The following is a 20168-nucleotide window of genomic DNA, read 5'->3' as shown; positions in this document are numbered from 1 at the left end:
CCAGGGATACCGCGGAACCGGCTTTGCCGGGCCGCCGGTATCGCCCCCCTTCAGGGGGGAGGCGCCGCAGGCGCTTCGGGGGGTGTTTCATTTCAGTCCCGTCGCAGCAGCCAGACCAGCAACCCGGCGCCGGCCAGGATCGCGAGCAGCGTCAGCGCGAAGGCGGGCTCATGGCTCGCCGGGGATCGTTCGGCATGCAGGTCGTGCGGTGCGGCCGTCGACGGCTGCGCGAAGGGATTGAGCACCGCGCCGCCGGGACCCGCGCCTTCGCCGGCCTTCTCGGCGACCGGGTCGTTCCTGGGCAGCGCCGGGAGATCGGCTGGCTGCGCCGGCGCGCTCTCGGCGGGCACGCTCAGCTGGTTGAAGTCGATCTCGGCTTGCGCAGCCGGCAGCGCGGCGAAGGTCAGCAGCAGCGCGCAAACGAAATGATGCAGGGTCATACGGGTCCTGGGATGGGTCGGGTGCGGCTGCGCCCGCCGCGCCAAATCCGGACCATTCTGGACAGCATCGATGACAGGCCCGTGACCCCCGACCCAGGCCGATGGGGTCTTGCCACAGCACGCCACGAAGCCCGCGTCAGCGACGAGAATCCGCGCGATGGATGAAATCATCGGTCTCTTTCCCACGCCGTTCATGCGCGTGCCCGGCGCCCTCGCGCCCGGTCTCGTGAGCGGCCTGGTCGCGCACTTCGCCGCGTTGGCGACCCAGGACAACAACGCATCCGCCGAGCTTTCGCACACGCGGATGCTGCAGCCCGGCGAAAGTCCGCTGCTGGTCGAATGCGCGACCCTGATCACGCCCAAGCTGGTCGACTTCGGCGCGCTGCTGTTCGGCGAGCGGATCGGCTGGTCGGTGAAGGAGATGTGGGTCAACGTGCTGAGCACCGGTGGCCGCCAGGCCATGCACAACCACGCGAACAGCTTCGTGTCCGGCGTGGTCTACCTGACGCCGACGCATCCCGAGGCGCAGACCGTCTTCATGAAATCGCCCGGCGGCTGCGACTTCGCGTTCAAGAACGACCATTCCCGGACGACGCCCGGTCCCTACAGCGCCGACAAGTGGGTCAGCCCCGCGCCGGAGCCGGGCGACATGGTGCTCTTTCCCAGCTACCTGATGCACGCGGTGCCGCCGAACCCCGGCGCCCGGCGCATCACGATGGCCTTCAACGCCATCCCCGCGCAGCTGGATTCCTGGGGCTACAAGATCCGCTTCGGCGGCTGAGCAACCATGCGCGATCGTGCCGCCCTGGGGCTGATGCTGGCCTCGGGCTTTGCCGGGCTCGGCTACCAGATCGTCTGGACGCAGCAATGCGCGCTGTGGCTGGGCCACGAATCGGCCGCGCTGCTGGCCGTGGTCGCGGCCTTCTTCGGCGGGCTCGCGCTCGGTGCCCTGGCCTTCGGGCCGCGGATCCACCGCAGCGCCCGGCCCGAGCGCTGGTACGCGGGCTGCGAGGCCGTGATCGCGTTGTGGAGCGTGACGCTCGCGCTGCTGCTGGCGCCCGTCAGCCATGGCCTGCTCGATCTCACCGGCGTCCAGCCGGCGCGCGCCTGGCAATGGACCGTGGCCTTCTTCGGCACCTTCCTCGTGCTGCTGCCGGCCACCGCGGCGATGGGGGCGACGCTGCCGGCGATGGAGCGCGTGACGGCGCGGTGGAGCCCCGACGGCGCGCGCATCGGAGCGCTGTACGCGTGCAACACCCTCGGCGCGGTGATCGGCGTCCTCGCCGCGGCCTTCTGGCTGGTGCCGGAATTCGGCCTGGCGCGCACGGCCGCCGTGTGCGCGGCACTCAACGTCCTGTGCGCGCTGGCGGCATGGCGGCTCTTTGCGCCGGGCGCCCGGCGCGCACCGCAGCCGCCGGGGCCGGCGGCCGAGCGCGGCGTGCTGGCGGTGCTGGCCCTCACCGGCCTGCTCGGCATCGGCTACGAGGTGCTGGTGGTCCGGGTGCTGAGCCAGGTCGCCGAGGACACGGTCTACACCTTCGCGCTGCTGCTGGCGGTTTACCTGGTGGGCAGCGCGCTGGGCGCGGCGGCGTACCAGCGCTGGCGCACGCGGGCCGGCGATCCGCAGCGGCTGCGTGACCGGCTGCTGTGCCTGCAAGCGGCGGCCTGCCTGCTCGGCACCCTGAGCCTGTGGGGGGCCGAGAGCGTCAGGGATGCGGTGCGGGAGGCACTGGGCCCGGGCATGGCCTCGGCGCTGGCCTCCGAGGCCGTGCCGGCGCTGCTCGCCTTCCTGCCGCCCACGCTGGTCATGGGCGCGCTGTTCAGCCATTTGCTGACGCAGGCGCAGGCGGCCCGCAACAGCTTCGGCCGCGCCCTGGGCTTCAACACGCTGGGCGCCGCGGCCGCGCCGCTGCTCTTCGGCGTGGTCGGGGTGCCGGCGCTGGGGCCGAAGGCCGCGCTGCTGGGGGTGGCGGCCGGCTATCTCGCGCTGGCGCTGCCGGGTGCTTTCAAGACGCCGGCCTTCGGGGCCGCGGCGGCGCCGTTCCTGGCGCTGGCGATCTTCGCGCCGCCGCTGGCCTTCATCGAGGTGCCCGAAGGCGGCCGCGTCGTCAGCTACCGCGAGGGCGCGATGGCCGCCGTGAGCGTGGTGGAAGATGCCGATGGCGTTGCGCGGCTGCGCATCGACAACCGCCAGCAGGAGGGCAGCAGCGCCTCCCTGGTGGCCGATGCGCGGCAGGCGCTGCTGCCGCTGCTGCTGCACGAGGCGCCGCGGCGCGCCCTGTTCCTGGGCCTGGGCACGGGCGTGACCGCCTCTTCGGCGGCCGAGGACCCGGCGCTCCAGGTCGATGCGGTGGAACTGCTGCCCGAGGTCATCGCGGCATCGGCGCACTTCACGCAGGCGTTCGCCCACGGCGGCAACGGCCACCGCCTGCACGCGATGGCCGCCGATGCCCGGCGCTTCGTGAGAACCAGCGCGGAGCGCTACGACGTCATCGTCGCGGACAACTACCACCCGGCGCGCAGCGGCACCGCATCGCTCTACACGATCGAGCATTTCCGGGCCGTGCGGGAGCGCCTGACCGAGCATGGCGTGTTCTGCCAATGGCTGCCGCTGCACCAGCTCGACCTCGAGACCTTGCGCAGCATCGTGCGCGCCTTCGTGGCGGCCAACCCGGGCGGCTCGGCCCTGCTGGCCACCCACAGCCTGGAAACGCCGGTGCTGGGACTGGTCGCGCGGCGCAATGCCGGCCGCTTCGAGCTGGCCCGGCTGCGCGAGCGGCTGGCCGGCACCACGCTGCCGCAGCGGCTCGCCGATTTCGGGCTGGCCGACGCGTTCGGCCTGCTCGGCGGCTTCGTCGCCGGCCCGGCGGCGCTGGCCCGCTTCGCCGGCGACGCGCCGCCCAACACCGACGACCGGCCGGTGGTCGGCTACCGGGCGCCGCGGATCACCTATGCACCCGACTCGCTGCCGCGCGACCGGCTGCTGGCGCTGCTGCGCGAACTCCGGATCGAGCCCGTCGAGCTGATCGATGCCGGCCCCGATGCCGCCTGGCCGCCTCGCCTGGCGGCCTATTGGGCCGCGCGCGACCGCTTCCTCGAAGCCGGCCAGGCCGTGCGGCCCTCGGCCGACGCGCAGCGCATGCTGGCGCAGGTGCGCCTGCCGCTGTTGTCCGTGCTGCGGACCAGCCCCGATTTCCGTCCTGCCTACGATCCGCTGCTGCGCATGGCGATGGCGCTGGGCCGCAGCGATCCGCCGGAGGCCCGTGCCCTGCTGACCGAACTGATGCGGCTGCAGCCGGCGCGGCCCGAAGCGGCACAGGCCCTGGGCCGTCTCCCCGGCACGGCGCCCTGACGGCCTGTCCTGTCGTCAAGCTGTCACCCGGGTTTCCTAAGCTGTGCGGCCGCATGCACGGACCCGTCCGGACCTTCGCGCAGCGGCCTTTCCTTCGGAGCCAGGAACCATGTATCCAGCCATCCCTCGGCGCGCCATCCTGAACGCAGGCCTGGCGCTCGGTGCTTCTCTCGTCGTCCCCTCCGCGCGGGCCTGCGAGTTCTTTGCCGGCCACCTCACGATCATTCACCCATGGACGCGCGCGTCGGTCGAGGGTGCCACCTCGGCCATCGTCTGCATGTCGTTCCAGGACGTCACGCAGACCGATCGCCTGATCGCGGCGAGCTCGCCGGTGGCCGAAGGCGCCGAATGGGGCGGCGAGGGCGAGCGCAAGGCCATCGACTTCACGATCCAGGAAGGCCGGACCGCCGTGCTCAGCGAGACCGGCGTGCACCTGCGCCTGCTGGGATTGAAGCTCCCGATGGCGGTCGGACGGCAGTACCCGCTGACCCTCGAGTTCGCGCAGGCCGGCCCGATCCAGACGCAGCTGACGGTGGACTACGCGCGCTTCGCCTGAAGCGTCGCCTGTCATGGCGCAGTCACTGCGCGCCACTAGCCTCCAGCGGCCTGCGGATGAATTCGAAAGTTTCATGCCGCCGGTCCCCCTCACCAGATTCCACGCACACAAACCCGTACGGAGCACCAGTGATGAATTTTGCCTTCACGAAGAATCGGCTCGCCCTCGCCGCCCTTGCGGCGACCGGCGTCACCGCGATGATGACCACACCGACCGCCGCGACGGCCGGCGGCAACGACAGAAAGTCCGGCACCTACGTGACGGGCGACTTCCACAACCACACCACCTGCTCGGACGGCTCGATCTCGATGCAGAAGCTGGTCAAGAAGGCCACCGACACCGTCGACACGCCCTGGGGCCTCGACTGGTTCGTGCAGGCCGGCCACGGCGGCAACGGCAACCGCAATTGCACACTGGCCGAGGACGAGAGCCTGAGCACGCCGGCCTATCCGTTCACGGGTGCGGGCCCGACCACGACCTGGACCAACAGCATCGGTGCCGCCAACATCAAGGGGCTGAACGGCGGCGTCGGCGGCAACGGCAACATGTGGCGCTGGCAGTCGATCCAGGAGTTCCAGTACCCGCTGCTCGAGTACCTGGCGCGGCACAAGGACCTGCCGCTGTTCGCCGGCGTCGAATCGGTCGCCGCGGGCCATGAGCACGTCTCGACCACGGTCATCACCGGCCAGATGCCCCGATCGATCAACGCGGGCACGCTGCCGAACACCCCCGGCTACACGCCGCTGGGCAACGCCACGGCACTCGCGCAGTGGGAATACTGCTTCGACCGCGCCGATGCCGACACCAGCCGCGGCAACATCACCGGCACCAGCACCGGCAACAACTGGAACTGCTCGGTCGCCGGCAGCCTGAACGCCGCCGACCCGAGCTGGAACGCCACGGCGCAGAAGCTGATGCCCGCCGGCGGCACCGGCACCGGCACGCGGGGCCACCTGAAGACGGTCGAGGCCATGAAGTGGCTGGCCCAGAACCACCCGGACGGCAGCTACTACGTGCCCTCGCATCTGGAGCGCGCCGGCCCGTTCAATCCGGACGGCAACAACGGCTTCAACATCGAACACCTGCGCAACTTCAACAACGCGGCGCCCAAGACGGCCTTCGGCTTCGAGACCCAGCCCGGCCACCACGCCTCGTCCAATCGCGGCGAGTACTCGCCCAAGCGCAACAGCATCGGCGGCGTGCTGGTCGACTCCGTGGGCGGCACCACCTACGGCGGCACCGGCGTCTACGGCGCCCAGGTCGGCGGCGTCTGGGACGCGCTGCTCGGCGAAGGCCGCAACTTCTGGTTCTTCGCCAGCTCCGACTGGCACAACCGCGGCATCTTCGGCCCCGACGACCGCCGCTCGACGCAGGACTTCTATCCCGGCGAGTACCAGCGCGACTTCGTGATGGTGAGCGACGGCGGCGGCCGGCGCGGCGACGACGATCGCGACGATGAGCGCGAACGCGGCCAGGGCCGGGACAAGTCGAAGGGCGCGCTGACCCCGCAGGCGGTCGTGGACGGCCTGCGCAGCGGCAACAGCTTCACCACCACCGGCCAATTGATCGATCGCCTGGCGTTCGTGGCCTGTGCGTCCTATCCGCGCAGCCGCTCGACGCCGGCCCTCGACGCCGCGGGCAATGCGGTGGTGGAGGCGATGGCGACCGCCGCCGCGATGAAGAACACCAGCCTCGACCACGAGGAATGCGCCACCATGGGCCAAAAGCTGGTGGTGCGCCCGGGTGCGGAAATCATCGTTTCGGTGGTGGTCCGCAATCCGTCGGGCCCCAACTTCTCGCCCTATTCGTTCCCCAACCCGTCGCTGGCGCAGATCGGCGTGAACCAGCCGCTGAACAAGCCGGTGCTCGACCACGTCGACGTCATCCGCGGCATGGTCACGGGCTACAAGAACCCGAACGACCCGCTCAACTACGCGGGCGAGTGGCCGCGCGACTGGCTGAGCAACCCGAACCTGGCCAACGTGCCGGCGGCGGCCAAGAACACCAGCGCCTCGGTCATCAAGACCTTCAACGGCGCGAGCTGGAAAAGCAGCGGCGAATTCCGCCGCATGACCTTCCGCCTGCCGGCACCGGTCACGGCCTCGCAGTACCTCCGCCTGCGCGGCACCAACTTGCCGCCCGGCCTGCCGAACGAGACCGATGCCAACGGCAATCCGCTGGCCGACCTGGCGACCAATGCCGGCACCCCCGCCAACCTGGCCATCCCGTGCAGCCACGCGAGCTGCCCGGACCACCTGGCGGTGGTCGCCGGCCAGAAGTACGTCAGCTACGACGTCGCCGCCTGGTCCGACCTTTGGTTCTACAGCAATCCGATCTACGTCGAAGTCCGCGGCTCGACGCTGGTCGCCGGCGTCAAGTAAGCCCCTGCAGCCCGGGCGCCGCGCGGTCTCGCACCGCGCGGCGCCCGCGGCCTTTTCGTGTCCCGAAGCCGAATCCCCGACATGTCCGCTCCTCCTCCCATCTCCGCCGGCGGCGCCGACCGCGCCGCACCTTCGCCCCGCCGGGCATCGATGCCCGCCTGGCTGCGCGAACCGCTGCTGCACTTCGTCCTGCTGGGCGGCCTGCTGTTCGCGGTCGACCATTTCACCCAGACCCGCGCCGACGACCCGCGCCGCATCGACGTCGACGCCGAGGTGGACGCGGAAGCGAAGAAGCTGTTCGCCGCCTCGCGCGGCCGCGAGCCCAACGCCGACGAGCTGAAGGCGCTGCGCGAGCGCTGGATCGACACCGAGGTGCTCTATCGCGAAGGCCTGGCGCTGCGCGTCGACCAGGGCGACAGCGCGATCCGCGAGCGCGTGATCTTCAAGGCGCTGAGCGTGGTCGACGCCGGCGTCAAGCTGCCGCCCTACGACGACCGGCTGCTGCGCGACTGGTTCGAGGCCCGGCGCGCCAAATACGACGAGCCGGCGCGCTTCGACTTCCAGGAAGCCGTGGTCTCGGCCGACACGCCCGAAACCGCGGTGCGCGCCTTCGTCGAAGCCTTGAATGCCGGTGCCCCCGGCGACGCCAAGGCCGGGTTGCGGCTGTTCAAGCGCCGGCCGCGCGAGAACCTGGTCCAGAGCTACGGGCCCGAGTTCGCCAAGGCGCTCGAAGGCATGCCGGTCGGTGAATGGCGCGCCCTGCCGACCCAGGACGGCCTGCGCGCGATCCGGCTCGACGCGATCACGCCGCCGCAGCCGGCCGACTTCGAAGCGCTGCGCGGCGTGGTGCTGCAGGACTGGACCGATGCCACCCTGGCCGACCAGCGCACCGCCGCCGTGCGCGCGCTGGGCCGGAAGTACCGCGTGAAGATCGAGGGTGCGGCGCCATGAGGGCCTGGCTGCGCCCTCTGCTGCTGGCCGCGCTGACGCTGGGAGCGGGCGCCGCGAGCGCCCACGAAATGAGCATGGCCGAGATGGAGCTGCGCGAAATCTCGCGCGGCGAGTTCCTCTGGCAATGGACCGCCAGCGGCAACCGCCCGGCCAGCGAGGACCTCGCGCCGGTGTGGCCCGCCGGCTGTCGCGCCGACGAGAACACGGTGCGCTGCGGCGAAGCCGGATTGACCGGCACGCTGGCGATCGACGGCGTCGGCAAGCGCTATTCGGCCGCGCTGGTCAAGGTCTTCTGGGCCGATGGCCAATCGCGCGTCTACACCGTCACGGCGGGCCAGCCGACCGTCCAGCTGTACGGCTCGGCCGACGACAACCGCGGCATCGGACAGATCGCGTCGGCCTACACGCTGCTCGGCATCGAGCACATCCTCACGGGCTGGGACCACCTGATGTTCGTCATCGGCCTGCTGTTCCTGGTCGGCTTCAACCGCCGGCTGCTGCTCACGATCACCGCCTTCACGGTCGCCCACAGCCTGACGCTGGCGAGCAGCGCACTGGGCTTGCTGACCCTGCGGCCGCCGCCCGTGGAAGCCACGATCGCGCTGTCGATCATGCTGGTGGCCGGCGAGGCGCTGCGCCAGCGGCAGACGCTGGCGCGCCGCTGGCCGGCGCTGGTGGCCTTCCTGTTCGGGCTCGTGCACGGGCTCGGATTCGCCGGCGCGCTGAAGGAGATCGGGCTGCCCGACAACTACCTCTGGGTCGCGCTGCTCACCTTCAACGTCGGCGTCGAGATCGGTCAGCTGCTGACGGTCGCCGCGGCCTGGCTGCTGTACCTCGCGGCACGGCGCTGGCCCGCGATGCCGCAGGCGCGCCAGGCCACGCTGTATGTGATCGGCACGCTCGCCGCGTACTGGTCGTGCGCGCGCATCGCGACGATGCTGGGCTGAGTCCGGTGACGCGATTCATGGCGCTGCGCGAGTCATGGCAGGCCACGTCGTCGAACAACGACCCGCCCTACTCGTAGACCACCGCCGCCCTGCCTGCATCCGCCTGCGCCATCCAGCTCGCCAGCGCCGCATCGGTCGGAAAGAACTTGGCGCGCTCGCCCAACTGCAGCTCGACCTGTGCGCCGCCCCGGGCCATCGACAGGCGCACACCCAGCCCCTGCTGCAGCTCGCCGTGCTCGCTCTGCGCGGTGCGCGGCGGGAAGTCCTTCACCAGCCGCGCGATGTCCGGCGCCTTGCCGTTGACCGCCACGCGCAGGAACTTGCCGAAGCGGCAGCGCGCAGCCGCGAGCTCCCACACCTGCTGGACCTGGAAGCGGGCCTCGAAGCCGCCGCGCCCGGGCTGCAGGCGCCCGCTCACGATCACCAGTTCGTCGTCCTTCAGCACATTGCGGTTGGCGTTGAACAGCGCCTCGTCGGCGGTGGCGTCGATGGCACCCGACTTGTCGTCGAGCTTGAAGATCGCCAGCCGTCCGCGCTGCCCGTTGATGACGCGGAAGTCGCTCACGATGCCGGCGATCACCTGCGGCTCGCGGCTGTCGAGCAGGTCGTCGATCTGCCGCTTGCAGAAGCGCCGCACCTCGTGCTCGACTTCGTCGAACAGGTGGCCCGAGAGATAGAAGCCGACCGCGGTCTTCTCGTAGGTCAGGCGTTCCTTGACGCCCCAGGGCGTGGCGTCGACGAGGCCGGGCTCCTGCGTCGCCGAGCCATGTTCGCAATCGCCGAAGATGTCGACCTGCGCCACGTTGGCCTGGGTCGCGTTGGCGAACTCGAAGGCCCGGTCGACCGAGGCGATCAGCGAAGCCCGGTTCTGCTGCAGTGAGTCGAAGGCACCGGCCTTGATCAGTGCCTCGACCGTGCGCTTGTTGATGCGCTGGCGATCGACGCGCACGCAGAAATCGAACAGGCTGGTGAACGGACCGCCTTCCTCGCGTGCCTTGACAATCGCTTCGACCGCCAGCTGGCCCGTGCCCTTGACCGCGCCGAGCCCGTAGCGGATGACCTTGTCGTTGACCGGCTCGAAGCGGTAGTTGCCGCGGTTCACGTCCGKCGGCTCGAAGCTGATGCCGAAGTTCTTCTGCGCGTCCTCGAACAGCACCTTGAGCTTGTCGGTGTCGTCCATTTCGACGGTCATGTTGGCGCAGAAGAACTCGGCCGTGTAGTGGACCTTGAGCCAACCGGTGTGGTACGCCAGCAGCGAGTACGCGGCCGCGTGCGACTTGTTGAAGCCGTAGCCCGCGAACTTCTCCATCAGGTCGAAGATCTCGTCGGCCTTCTTCTGGTCGATGTCGTTCTTGGCCGCGCCCTTGCGGAAGATCTCGCGGTGCTCGGCCATCTCCTCGGCCTTCTTCTTGCCCATCGCGCGGCGCAGCAGGTCGGCGCCGCCGAGCGAGTAGCCGCCCAGGATCTGCGCGGTCTGCATCACCTGTTCCTGGTAGACCATGATGCCGTAGGTCTCGGACAGCATCTCTGCCACCAGCGGATGCGGATACTCGACCGGCTCGCGGCCGTGCTTGCGCGCCACGAAGCTCGGGATCAGGTCCATCGGGCCCGGCCGGTACAGCGCGTTGAGCGCGATCAGGTCCTCGAGCCGGGTCGGCCGCGCATCCTTCAGCATGCCCTGCATGCCGCGCGATTCGAACTGGAACACGGCCTCGGTCTTGCCTTCGGAGAACAGCTTGTACGTGGGCACGTCGTTGAGCGGGATGTTCTCGAAGGCGAAGTTTTCCTGGCCCTTGTGGCGCGCGACGATGAAGTCCTTGGCGATCTCGAGGATCGTCAGCGTCGCCAGGCCCAGAAAGTCGAACTTGACCAGGCCGACCGCCTCGACGTCGTCCTTGTCGTACTGGCTCACGGCCGAGTCGCTGCCGGGCTGCTGGTAGAGCGGACAGAAGTCGGTGAGCTTGCCCGGCGCGATCAGGACGCCGCCCGCGTGCATGCCGATGTTGCGCGTCATGCCTTCGAGCTTCTGCGCCAGCTCGACCAGCATGCGGACTTCTTCTTCTTTCTCGATCCGGGCCGCGAGCTGCGGCTCCATCTCGATCGCGTAGTTGTTCTTGTCGTTCTCGGGCTTGGGCGACGGCGGATACTGGATCGTCACCGGCTGGCCGGGCTTGTTCGGGATCAGCTTGCTGATGCCGTCGCAGAACATGTAGCTCATGTCGAGCACGCGGCCGACGTCGCGGATCGCGGCGCGCGCGGCCATGGTGCCGAAGGTGGCGATCTGGCTCACGGCGTCGCGGCCGTACTTGTCCTTGACGTAGTCGATGACGCGGTCGCGGTTGCCCTGGCAGAAGTCGATGTCGAAGTCGGGCATCGAGACCCGCTCGGGGTTCAGGAAACGCTCGAACAGCAGCTTGTATTCGAGCGGATCGAGGTCGGTGATCTTGAGCGCGTAGGCCACCAGCGAACCGGCGCCCGAACCCCGGCCCGGCCCGACCGGGCAGCCGTTCTTCTTGGCCCAGTTGATGAAGTCGCCGACGATCAGGAAGTAGCCCGGAAAGCCCATCTTCAAGATCGTGTTGATCTCGAACTCGAGCCGCTCGACGTAGCGCGGCCGCTCGGCATCGCGCTTCGCGGCATCGGGGTACAGGTGGGCGAGGCGCTCTTCGAGACCGTCGAAGGAAGCGACACGGAAGTACGCCTCGATCGGCATGCCGTTGGGCGTCGGGAAATTGGGCAGCTGCGGCTTGCCGAGCACCAGCGTGAGGTTGCAGCGCTTGGCGATCTCGACCGTGTTGGCGAGCGCGCTCGGCACATCGGCGAACAGTTGCGCCATCTCGGCCGACGACTTGAAGTACTGCTCGCGCGTGAACTTGCGCACCCGGCGCGGGTTGCCGAGGATCTCGCCCTCGGAGATGCAGACGCGCGCCTCGTGCGCCTCGTAGTCGTCGGCGGTCGCGAACTGCACCGGATGCGTCGCGACGACGGGCAGGCGCAGCCGTGCGGCGAGCTTGACTGCCGCGATCACGTGCGGCTCGTCTTCGGGCCTGCCGGCGCGCTGAAGCTCGATGTAGAAGCGATGCGGGAACAGGCCGGCGAGCTGCAGCGCGATCTCCGCGGCGCGCTCCTCCTGGCCCTGCAGCAGCGGCGCACCGAGCGGCCCGGCCTGCGCGCCCGAGAGCGCGATCAGCCCGCCCTGCAATTCTTCGAGCCAGGCCAGCTTGCAGGCGGCCTGGGCCTGGCCGCGGCCGACGTTTTGCGTCCAGGCGCGCGCCAGCAGCTCGGACAGGTGCAGGTAGCCCTCCTTGTTCTGCACCAGCAGCACGATGCGCGTGAGCGCCCCGGGCTCGGCGCCCAGGCCTTCGACGTAGACCTCGGCGCCCAGCACCGGCTTGACGCCCTTGCCGCGCGCTTCCTTGTAGAACTTGACGGCGCCGAAGAGGTTGTTGAGGTCGGTGATCGCCAGCGAAGGCTGGCCGTCGGCGGCCGCGGCCTTGACGACTTCATCGATGCGGTTGGTACCGTCGACGACGGAAAACTCGGTGTGCAGGCGCAGGTGAACGAACATCCGGCCATTGTAGAAAAGGGCGCCTCCACGATGTGATGCGGGCATCCCTACAATCGCCCCCCGTGCAAGAAATATTGAATATCGCGGCTTACAAGTTCGTCGGCATCGCCGACGGCGCCGAGCTGCGCGACCACCTGCGTGCCCGCACGCATGCGCTGGCGCTCAAGGGCACCATCCTGCTCGCGCCCGAGGGCATCAACCTGTTCCTCGCCGGGGAAAAGGACCACGTCCGCGCCTTCCTCGGCGACTTGCGCGCCGATCCGCGCTTCGCCGACCTCGAAGCCAAGGAAAGCTGGTCGCAGGCGCAGCCGTTCCGGCGCATGCTGGTCAAGCTGAAGCGCGAGATCATCCGCATGGACCACCCGGCGATCCAGCCGGCCGCGGGACGGGCGCCTGGCGTGGATGCACCGACCCTCAAGCGCTGGCTCGACCAAGGGTATGACGATGCCGGAAAGCCCATCGCCCTGCTCGACACGCGCAATGCCTTCGAGGTCGATCACGGCACTTTCGATGGCGCGATCGACTGGCGGATCAGCAAGTTCACCGAGTTTCCGAAGGCGCTGACCCAGCATGTGGAAGCGTTCGCCGGCAAGACGGTCGTGAGCTTCTGCACCGGCGGCATCCGCTGCGAGAAAGCCGCGATCCTGATGCGCGAGGCCGGCGTTTCCGACGTGCTGCAGCTCGAAGGCGGCATCCTGAAGTACTTCGAGCAGGTCGGCGGCGCGCACTACCACGGCGAGTGCTTCGTGTTCGATGGCCGCGAGTCCCTGGCGCCCGATCTCAGCGCGCGTTCGAACCGCAGCAGCGCGCGGGCTCCGGAAGACCCGGACCTGGCTCGAAAGAACTGAAGCTCAGACCGGCGAGCTGCCGGTGTCCGCCGCCTGCTGCACCTGGAACGGATGGCCCGGCAGCGGAATGAACTCGGTTTCGCCGGGCACATGGCCCATGCGTTGCGCAGACCAGTCGGCGCCGGCTTCGAGAATGCGCTCGCGCCGGCTCGAGACGAAGTTCCAGGTGATGAAGCGCGGCCCGTCGAGCGGCTCGCCGCCGATCACCACCAGCCGCACGGCGCCCTGTGCCGTCAGCACGCCGCCCTGGCCTTCGGGCAGCATCGCCATGCTGTGCTGCGCGACGGCTTCGCCATCGAGCGCGATGTCGCCATCGACCGGATAGACCGCGAGTTCGGGCGCCAGCGCCGGCAACTCGAAGCGCGCGCCGGCCGGCAGCGCGATGTCGAGATAGAGGGTCCTGGAAAAGGTCGCGACCGGCGAACGAAGGCCGAAGGCCTCGCCGATCAGCACCCGGACCGGCACGCCCTGCACCTCGAGGGCCGGGATGTCCGCCGCCGCGGTGTGCGTGAAGCTGGGCTCGGCCTCTTCGTGGGCCTGCGGCAGGGCCGCCCACAACTGCAGGCCGTGGTTCACGTAGGTCGCTTCGAGCAGCGCTTCGGGTTTGCGCTCCGAATGCACGATGCCGCGCCCCGCGGTCATCCAGTTGATGGCGCCGGGGCGGATTTCCTGCACGCTGCCGAGGCTGTCGCGATGCATCATCGCGCCCTCGAAGAGATAAGTGACGGTCGCCAGTCCGATGTGCGGATGCGGGCGCACGTCATGCGCCGAACCTGGCGTTTCGGTGGCCGGCCCGAAATGGTCGAAGAAGACGAAAGGCCCGACCGAGCGCTGCTTCGCGGCGGGCAGCAGGCGGCGCACCTTGAAGCCGCCGCCCAGGTCCTTGTCGTGCGGTTGGAGCAGAAGCGCTGCGGTCATCGTGATTCCTCGGTGAAGAGTTGCGTTTCAATGGTCCACCCCATGAAACCGGCACGGATCCATGCCAGGGATACCGCGGAACCGGCTTCGCCGGGCCGCTGGTATCGCCCCCTTGAGGGGGCAGCGCCGCAGGCGCTTCGGGGGTGTTTCATTTCAGTGATCTTGCCACCGCGGCCACCCGTTCGCCAAATGCGCGTGCGGTGTCGAGGTCGCCGCGGGCCATCTCGGCCGGGCTGGCGTCGGAGGGCGAGGTGGTCAGCAGGCCGTTGTAGCCGCCGACGTAGTTGATCGAATCGCGCGTCGCCGCCTTGTGGTTGCTCGGCATCAGTCCCAGGCTGACCCAGAGGCCGCTGTGCTGCATGGCGAGGTGCCACAGGTAGGTCAGCGTGGCGTCCTTGTCGCCGTTCATCGCGGCGCTGTTGCTGAAGCCCGCGAACAGCTTGTCCTTCCAGCCCTGGACGTACCAGACCTTGGAAGAGGCGTCGGCGAACTTCTTGAACTGCCAGCTCGGCCCGCCCATGTAGGTCGGCGAGCCCATGATGATCGCGTCCGCCGCGGCGAGCATCTCCCAGCCTCGGGCCGGAAGGTTGCCGTCGGCATCGATCGCCAGCAACTGGGCATCCGCGCCGTCGGCCACCGCCTGCGCAACGCGCTGCGTGTGGCCGTAGCCCGAATGAAAAACGACAACGATGTCGGCCATCAGATTTCCCCGTCTCAATAACTGACGCGCATCGTACGCAATGCCCGGCCGGCGCAGCCAGGCCCATTGGTGAAACACCGCGGAACCGGCTTCGCCGGGCCGCTGGTGTTGCCCCCGGTAGGGGGTGGGCGCCCGGACACGAAGTGCCGGGCAACCTGGGGGCGAGCTACTTCTTATCGATCGAGAAACGACCGGCGCCGAGCGCGGCGATGGCAAGCAGGCCACCGGCGATCGCGATGTTCTTGAAGAACATCAGCTGGTTGATGTACGCCTTGTCGGCGGGCATGGCCCAGTAGTTGTGGAAGAACACAGCCGTCGCCACCGTGAACACGGCCAGCACGATCGACACGATGCGCGTCTTGTAGCCGACCAGCAGCAACAGGCCGAGACCCAGTTCCACAACGATCGCGATGACTGCGCCGAGTTGCGGCAAGGGCAGGCCGACTGCCCCGATGTAGCCGACGACGCCGGCAAAGCCGCTGATCTTGCCGAAGCCGGCGGGCACGAAGAGCAAGGCGATCAGCACGCGGCCGAGCAGCGCGAGCGAATCCTGGGTAGCGCCGGTGGTGGCCGCAGCGGCGTAGGGAGATGCGGTGGTGGTGGACATGGGATGAACTCCTCTAGGTTGAAAAAAAAAGTGAACTTCAGGCGGCAAGATCGAACACGAGCACTTCGGCATCCTTGGCGGCGCCGAGGGTCAGCCGGCTTTCGCCTTCGAGCAAGGCCGCATCACCTGTAGCGAGCTTCGTGCCATTGGCCTCGAGTTCGCCGCGCACCAGGTGCACGTAGCTCTTGCGCTGGGGGTCCAGCGCCAGGCTGGCTTGTTCGTCGCCGTCGAGCAGGCCTGCGAACAGGCGCGCATCGGCATGCACCCGCACCGAACCCTCGGCACCGTCGGGCGACGCGACCAGCCGCAGCTTGCCGCGCTTCTCCTCGACCGGGAAGGTCTTCTGCTCGTAGCTCGGGGCGATGCCGCGGACGTTCGGCTCGATCCAGATCTGCAGGAAATGCGTGGTCTCGTCGGCCTTGTGGTTGAACTCGCTGTGCATCACGCCGCGGCCGGCGCTCATGCGCTGGACATCGCCGGGCGGGATCGATTCCACGTTCCCCATGCTGTCCTTGTGCGCCAGTTCGCCGGACAGGACGTAGCTGATGATCTCCATGTCCTTGTGGCCGTGGGTGCCGAAACCGGCGCCCGCGGCGACGCGGTCTTCGTTGATCACGCGCAGGTTGCCATAGCCCATGTGGGCCGGATCGTAGTAACCCGCAAAGGAGAAGCTGTGGAAGGAGCGCAGCCAGCCGTGATCGGCATAACCGCGTTCCTGGGATTTACGGACTTTCAACATCGTCGAACTCCTGCCCTCTCGTGAAGGGCCTTTCGAAATGCCGCGCCCTGTGCGCAGCGGATGGGTAGAACTTTAGGGCTGACCCCAGCCGCGGAAAGCAATGCCGTTTGATGGCATCATTCAATTTTTTTGATCGATCATGCGGCCTACCGCGCGCGAAGTTTTGACGCCTGACGCACTGTCGATGCTGCAAACCGTGGCCAGCACGGGCAGTTTCGCCGCCGCGGCACGCGCCCTCCATCTCGTGCCCAGTGCGCTGAGCTACCGGGTGCGGATGATCGAAGACGCCCTCGACGTGCTGCTGTTCGACCGCAGCGGCCGCCAGGCGCGGGTGACGGAAGCCGGCGTCGAACTGCTGCGCGAGGCCACCCGCCTGCTCGGCGAGATCGATGCGCTCGCCAACCGGGTCAAGCGCGTCGCCACGGGCTGGGAGCCGATGCTGACGATCGCGGTCGACAGTGTCATCGCGCGCGATCCGCTGCTCGACCTCGTCGGTGCGTTCTACGCGCTCGAACCGCCGACCCGGCTCAAGCTGCGCGACGAGACGCTGCTGGGCACCATCGAGGCGCTGACGAGCGGAGAAGCCGATCTCGCGGTCGGCGCCGTGCTCGATGCGGCCAGCCTCGCCTTCACCGCGACCGGCATCCGCACCCGGCCGCTGGGCAAGCTGGCCTTCGTCTATGCGGTGGCGCCGCACCATCCCCTGGCGCGCATCGACGTGCCCTTGAGCGACGAGGTGCTGCGCCAGCACCGCGCGGTGGCGGCGGCCGACTCCTCGCGCGCCGGTCCCAGCATGACGGTCAACCTCGTCGGCGGCCAGGACGTGCTGACGGTGCCGACGATGCAGGCCAAGCTGGCCGCGCAATTGCACGGACTGGGCGGGGGGTTCCTGCCCGAGCCGATGGCGCGGCCCTACATCGACGCCGGACATCTCGTCGAGCGAAAGACCGAACGCGTCGCGCCGCTGGCCACCATGCACTGCGCCTGGCGCGTGCGCAGCGCCGGCAGCCCGGGTCGCGCGATGCAGTGGTGGCTCGAGCGCTTCGAGAACGAAGGCACCCGCCGCGCCTTGCTGGAGCGCCACCGGGGCAGGTGACGGGCCTCTTGTCAAGCGTCAAGCGGCCACCCCCTCCAACCCGGTTAGAGTCACATGGACTGCCACCCGACAAAGAGACCGCCATGACACCCCGACCCGTTGCCGACCGCCACCGATCCTCCGCCTCGCGCCACTACGCCGTCATCGGCGCCGGCATCGCCGGCGTCGCCTGCGCCCGAACGCTGCTGCAGGCCGGCCACCGCGTGACCGTGTTCGAGCGCGAAGCCGCCGCCGGCGGCCGCATGGCCAGCGAGGCGACGCCCTTCGGCCGCTTCGACAGCGGCGCGCAATACTTCACGGTGCGCGATCCGCGCTTCGCGCGCGTGCTGGAAACCAGCCCGCAAGTCTGCAAGCCCTGGAGCGCCAACCTCGTGCGCGTGCTCGACGCCCATGGCCGCGTCGCCGAGGCCGCCCTGCCCGCGCGCGAGCCGCACTTCGTCGCCCAGCCCGGGATGGATGCGCTGGTCGCCCACTGGGCCCAGCCGCTGGGCGACTCGCTGCTGACGCGCACCCAGGTGACGAACATCGAGCGCGATGCACTCGATGGCAAGCGCTGGCAGTTGCGCACCGCCGGCGCCGACGATTCGCAGCATGTCTATTCCGGCCTCGACGCGGTGCTGCTCGCGGTGCCGCCGGCGCGCGCACGCGCCCTGCTCGGCGACGGAAATCTGTCGGCGGAACTGAGCCGCAAGATCGAGGCGGTTCGCATCGCGCCCTGCTGGACCCTGATGATCGCCTTCCCCCAGGCCAACCAACCCACGCTGTCGCACCTGGGTCCGCAATGGAACGCCGCTCGCAGCACCCACCATCGCGTGGCCTGGCTGGCGCGCGAGTCGTCCAAGCCCGGCCGCGACCCGATCGAGCGCTGGACGCTGCAGGCCAGCGCCGCCTGGTCGCAGGAACACCTGCGCGACGACGCCGCGCGGGTCCAGGCCAAGCTGCTGCGCGCCTTCGCCGAGATCACCGGCATCCGCGCCGCGCCCTCGCACGCGCAGGCGCGCTGCTGGCCCGAAGCGCAGACCCAGGTGCCGGTGGCCAAGCCGCACCTGTGGGACGCCAAGGCACGCCTGGGCATCGCCGGCGACTGGTGCACCGGCCACCGGGTCGAGGATGCCTTCCTGTCGGGCCTGACGCTGGCGCTCAAGGTGGCCTGAATGGACGGCCCAGGGGCGTCGGGGCCAGGCCGGCGCCGGGCCGCCCCAAGGCGGGGTCCACTTCAATGATCCGGATCGGCCGTTTCGCGCCCTCGCCGACCGGGCCGCTGCATGCCGGCTCGCTGGTCGCGGCGCTCGCCAGCTGGCTCGATGTGCGGGCCCGCGGTCCGCGAGCGCGCTGGCTGGTGCGGATCGAGGATGCCGACACCGAGCGCTGCCTGCCCGGTATGGGCGAGCGCATCTTGGCGCAGCTCGCCGCCTGTGGCCTGCGGCCGGATGCCCCGCCGGTGTGGCAGACCCGCCGCACCGGCCTCTACCAGGACGCGCTCGACCGGCTCGTTGCCGCGCGCTGGGCCTACCCCTGCGGCTGCTCGCGCAAGGACATCGAGCAGGCGCTGGCCGAACGCGGCATGGCGCACGCGCGGCATGGCGAGCGGGTCTACCCCGGCACCTGCCGCGATGGCCTGCACGGCAAGCCGGCACGCGCCTGGCGCTTCGCCGCCTCGCGCTTCGAGGCCACCCAGGACGGCGCGCTGCTGCGGTGGCACGACCGCCGCCTCGGGAGCCGGCAGCAGGCGGTCGCCAGCGAGGTCGGCGACTTCGTGCTCAAGCGCGCCGACGGCCCCTGGGCCTACCAGCTCGCGGTGGTGGTCGACGACGCCGAGCAGGGCGTGACCGACGTGGTGCGTGGCGAAGACCTGGCGGACAACACGGCACGCCAGATCCTGTTGCAGCGGGCACTCGGGATCGCAACGCCGAGCTACCTGCACACACCGCTGGTGCTGGCCGCCGACGGCGACAAGCTGTCCAAGCAGAACGGCGCCGCAGCGCTGGCCACGGCGACGCCGGCCGAGGCGCTGGCCGCGCTTCAGGCCGCTGCGCAGGTGCTCGGCCTGCGGCCGGGCGGCGCCGCGACGGCAGCCGAAGCGCTCGCCTCCTGGATCGGCGAATGGCGCGATCTCTACAATCCGCCGCCGTGACTTCCAGTTCTCCCAACGACCTCCCCGCCGACCCGCCGGCCGCCGCGCCCCCGGGCGACAAACCCACCGGCGAGGCGCATCCGCTGCACCGCCGCCTGAAGAGCTTCGTCAAGCGCGGCGGCCGAACCACCGAAGGCCAGGCCCGCGCCTACGAGCAATTCGGCCCGCAGTTCCTGCTGCCCTACCGCGCCGAAAGACTGGATTTCGGCGCCGCCTTCGGCCGCCAGGCGCCGACCGTGCTCGAGATCGGCTTCGGCATGGGCGAGGCGACGGCGCACATCGCGGCGCTGATGCCCGAAAAGAACTTCCTTTGCTGCGAGGTGCACGAGCCGGGCGTCGGCGCGCTGCTCAAGCGCATCGGCGAGCAGCAGTTGCAGAACATCCGCATCTGCGCCCACGATGCGGTCGACGTGCTCGACCACATGCTGCCGCCCGCTTCGCTGGCGGGCGTGCACGTGTTCTTCCCCGACCCGTGGCACAAGACCCGGCACAACAAGCGCCGCCTGATCCAGCCGCCCTTCGTGCGCAAGCTGGCCGACCGGCTGGCGCCCGGCGGCTACCTGCACTGCGCCACCGACTGGCAGCCCTACGCCGAGCAGATGCTCGAGGTGCTGTCGGGCGAACCGCTGCTGCGCAACACCGCGGCCGCCTATGCGCCCAAGCCGGACTACCGGCCGCTGACCAAGTTCGAGAACCGCGGCCTGAAGCTGGGCCACGGGGTGTGGGACGTGGTGTTCGAACGCACCTGACGGGCCCCCACGCTCCGTCACTTCGTGTACTCGCTGCCCCCGAGGGGGCCGCAGGCCGCCTTGGGGCGGCCCGGCGCCGGCCTGGATCGCCCCCACGCTCCGTCACTTCGTGTACTCGCTGCCCCCCGAGGGGGCCGCAGGCCGCCTTGGGGCGGCCCGGCGCCGGCCTGGATCGCCCCCAC

At 69.7% G+C, this 20168-nt stretch carries 17 protein-coding genes; 11 read left to right on the top strand and 6 right to left on the bottom strand.

Annotated elements, in window-relative coordinates; genetic code table 11:
- Positions 1 to 92: 92 nt before the first annotated feature.
- A complete protein-coding gene (locus tag AC1D2E_RS29320; RefSeq protein ID WP_478200660.1) occupies positions 93 to 440 on the bottom strand; it encodes a hypothetical protein in 348 nt (115 codons plus the stop codon).
- Between the two features lie 157 nt (positions 441 to 597).
- Between AC1D2E_RS29320 and AC1D2E_RS29315 the strand changes: the two genes are divergently transcribed.
- The 6 genes from AC1D2E_RS29315 to AC1D2E_RS29290 all read left to right on the top strand — a co-directional run bounded on the left by AC1D2E_RS29315 (position 598) and on the right by AC1D2E_RS29290 (position 8627).
- A complete protein-coding gene (locus tag AC1D2E_RS29315; RefSeq protein ID WP_478200659.1) occupies positions 598 to 1221 on the top strand; it encodes a putative 2OG-Fe(II) oxygenase in 624 nt (207 codons plus the stop codon).
- 6 nt (positions 1222 to 1227) lie between these two features.
- Entirely contained in the window at positions 1228 to 3792 is a 2565-nt protein-coding gene (locus AC1D2E_RS29310) for a spermidine synthase (RefSeq protein WP_478200658.1), read from the top strand.
- Positions 3793 to 3901: 109 nt separating this feature from the next.
- Entirely contained in the window at positions 3902 to 4348 is a 447-nt protein-coding gene (locus AC1D2E_RS29305) for a copper chaperone PCu(A)C (protein WP_478200657.1), read from the top strand.
- A gap of 131 nt (positions 4349 to 4479) precedes the next feature.
- Positions 4480 to 6729, top strand: coding sequence for a hypothetical protein (locus AC1D2E_RS29300; protein WP_478200656.1), 2250 nt, complete (start codon positions 4480 to 4482; stop codon positions 6727 to 6729).
- Between the two features lie 81 nt (positions 6730 to 6810).
- Positions 6811 to 7680, top strand: coding sequence for a peptidyl-prolyl cis-trans isomerase (locus tag AC1D2E_RS29295; protein WP_478200655.1), 870 nt, complete (start codon positions 6811 to 6813; stop codon positions 7678 to 7680).
- Positions 7677 to 8627: a HupE/UreJ family protein gene (locus tag AC1D2E_RS29290; RefSeq protein ID WP_478200654.1), complete on the top strand. Its 951-nt coding sequence runs from the start codon at positions 7677 to 7679 to the stop codon at positions 8625 to 8627. Before AC1D2E_RS29295 ends, AC1D2E_RS29290 begins: the two co-directional genes overlap by 4 nt.
- A gap of 67 nt (positions 8628 to 8694) precedes the next feature.
- Here AC1D2E_RS29290 and dnaE read toward each other — a convergent pair whose 3' ends face one another.
- Complete coding sequence (gene dnaE, locus AC1D2E_RS29285; protein ID WP_478200653.1) at positions 8695 to 12195, bottom strand: DNA polymerase III subunit alpha; 3501 nt, start codon at positions 12193 to 12195, stop codon at positions 8695 to 8697.
- A gap of 62 nt (positions 12196 to 12257) precedes the next feature.
- Between dnaE and AC1D2E_RS29280 the strand changes: the two genes are divergently transcribed.
- On the top strand, positions 12258 to 13043 hold the full coding sequence (locus AC1D2E_RS29280; protein WP_478200652.1) for a sulfurtransferase: 786 nt from the start codon (positions 12258 to 12260) through the stop codon (positions 13041 to 13043).
- Between the two features lie 3 nt (positions 13044 to 13046).
- Here AC1D2E_RS29280 and AC1D2E_RS29275 read toward each other — a convergent pair whose 3' ends face one another.
- From AC1D2E_RS29275 to AC1D2E_RS29260, 4 genes are all read right to left on the bottom strand, one after another.
- The gene (locus AC1D2E_RS29275) at positions 13047 to 13961 is read right to left on the bottom strand and encodes a pirin family protein (RefSeq protein WP_478200651.1); all 915 of its coding nucleotides are present in this window, start codon (positions 13959 to 13961) and stop codon (positions 13047 to 13049) included.
- A gap of 148 nt (positions 13962 to 14109) precedes the next feature.
- Positions 14110 to 14661, bottom strand: a complete 552-nt coding sequence (locus tag AC1D2E_RS29270) for a flavodoxin family protein (protein WP_478200650.1) — start codon at positions 14659 to 14661, stop codon at positions 14110 to 14112.
- 166 nt (positions 14662 to 14827) lie between these two features.
- Positions 14828 to 15268, bottom strand: a complete 441-nt coding sequence (locus AC1D2E_RS29265) for a DoxX family protein (protein ID WP_478200649.1) — start codon at positions 15266 to 15268, stop codon at positions 14828 to 14830.
- A 37-nt stretch (positions 15269 to 15305) separates the two neighbouring features.
- The gene (locus tag AC1D2E_RS29260) at positions 15306 to 16007 is read right to left on the bottom strand and encodes a pirin family protein (RefSeq protein ID WP_478174329.1); all 702 of its coding nucleotides are present in this window, start codon (positions 16005 to 16007) and stop codon (positions 15306 to 15308) included.
- Positions 16008 to 16191: 184 nt separating this feature from the next.
- Here AC1D2E_RS29260 and AC1D2E_RS29255 point away from each other — a divergent pair, with 184 nt between their 5' ends.
- From AC1D2E_RS29255 to trmB, 4 genes are all read left to right on the top strand, one after another.
- The gene (locus AC1D2E_RS29255; RefSeq protein WP_478200648.1) at positions 16192 to 17103 is read left to right on the top strand and encodes a LysR family transcriptional regulator; all 912 of its coding nucleotides are present in this window, start codon (positions 16192 to 16194) and stop codon (positions 17101 to 17103) included.
- 83 nt (positions 17104 to 17186) lie between these two features.
- Entirely contained in the window at positions 17187 to 18257 is a 1071-nt protein-coding gene (locus AC1D2E_RS29250; RefSeq protein WP_478200647.1) for an NAD(P)/FAD-dependent oxidoreductase, read from the top strand.
- 65 nt (positions 18258 to 18322) lie between these two features.
- Positions 18323 to 19237, top strand: a complete 915-nt coding sequence (gene gluQRS / locus AC1D2E_RS29245; RefSeq protein WP_478200646.1) for a tRNA glutamyl-Q(34) synthetase GluQRS — start codon at positions 18323 to 18325, stop codon at positions 19235 to 19237.
- On the top strand, positions 19207 to 19986 hold the full coding sequence (trmB, locus tag AC1D2E_RS29240; RefSeq protein WP_478200645.1) for a tRNA (guanosine(46)-N7)-methyltransferase TrmB: 780 nt from the start codon (positions 19207 to 19209) through the stop codon (positions 19984 to 19986). The genes gluQRS and trmB overlap by 31 nt, the downstream gene beginning before the upstream one ends.
- Positions 19987 to 20168: the final 182 nt, after the last annotated feature.

It is taken from the genome of Variovorax sp. P1_H2, assembly GCF_056405295.1.
The sequence above is the reverse complement of the archived record's forward strand: the minus strand, read 5'-3'. Positions and strand labels throughout refer to the sequence as shown.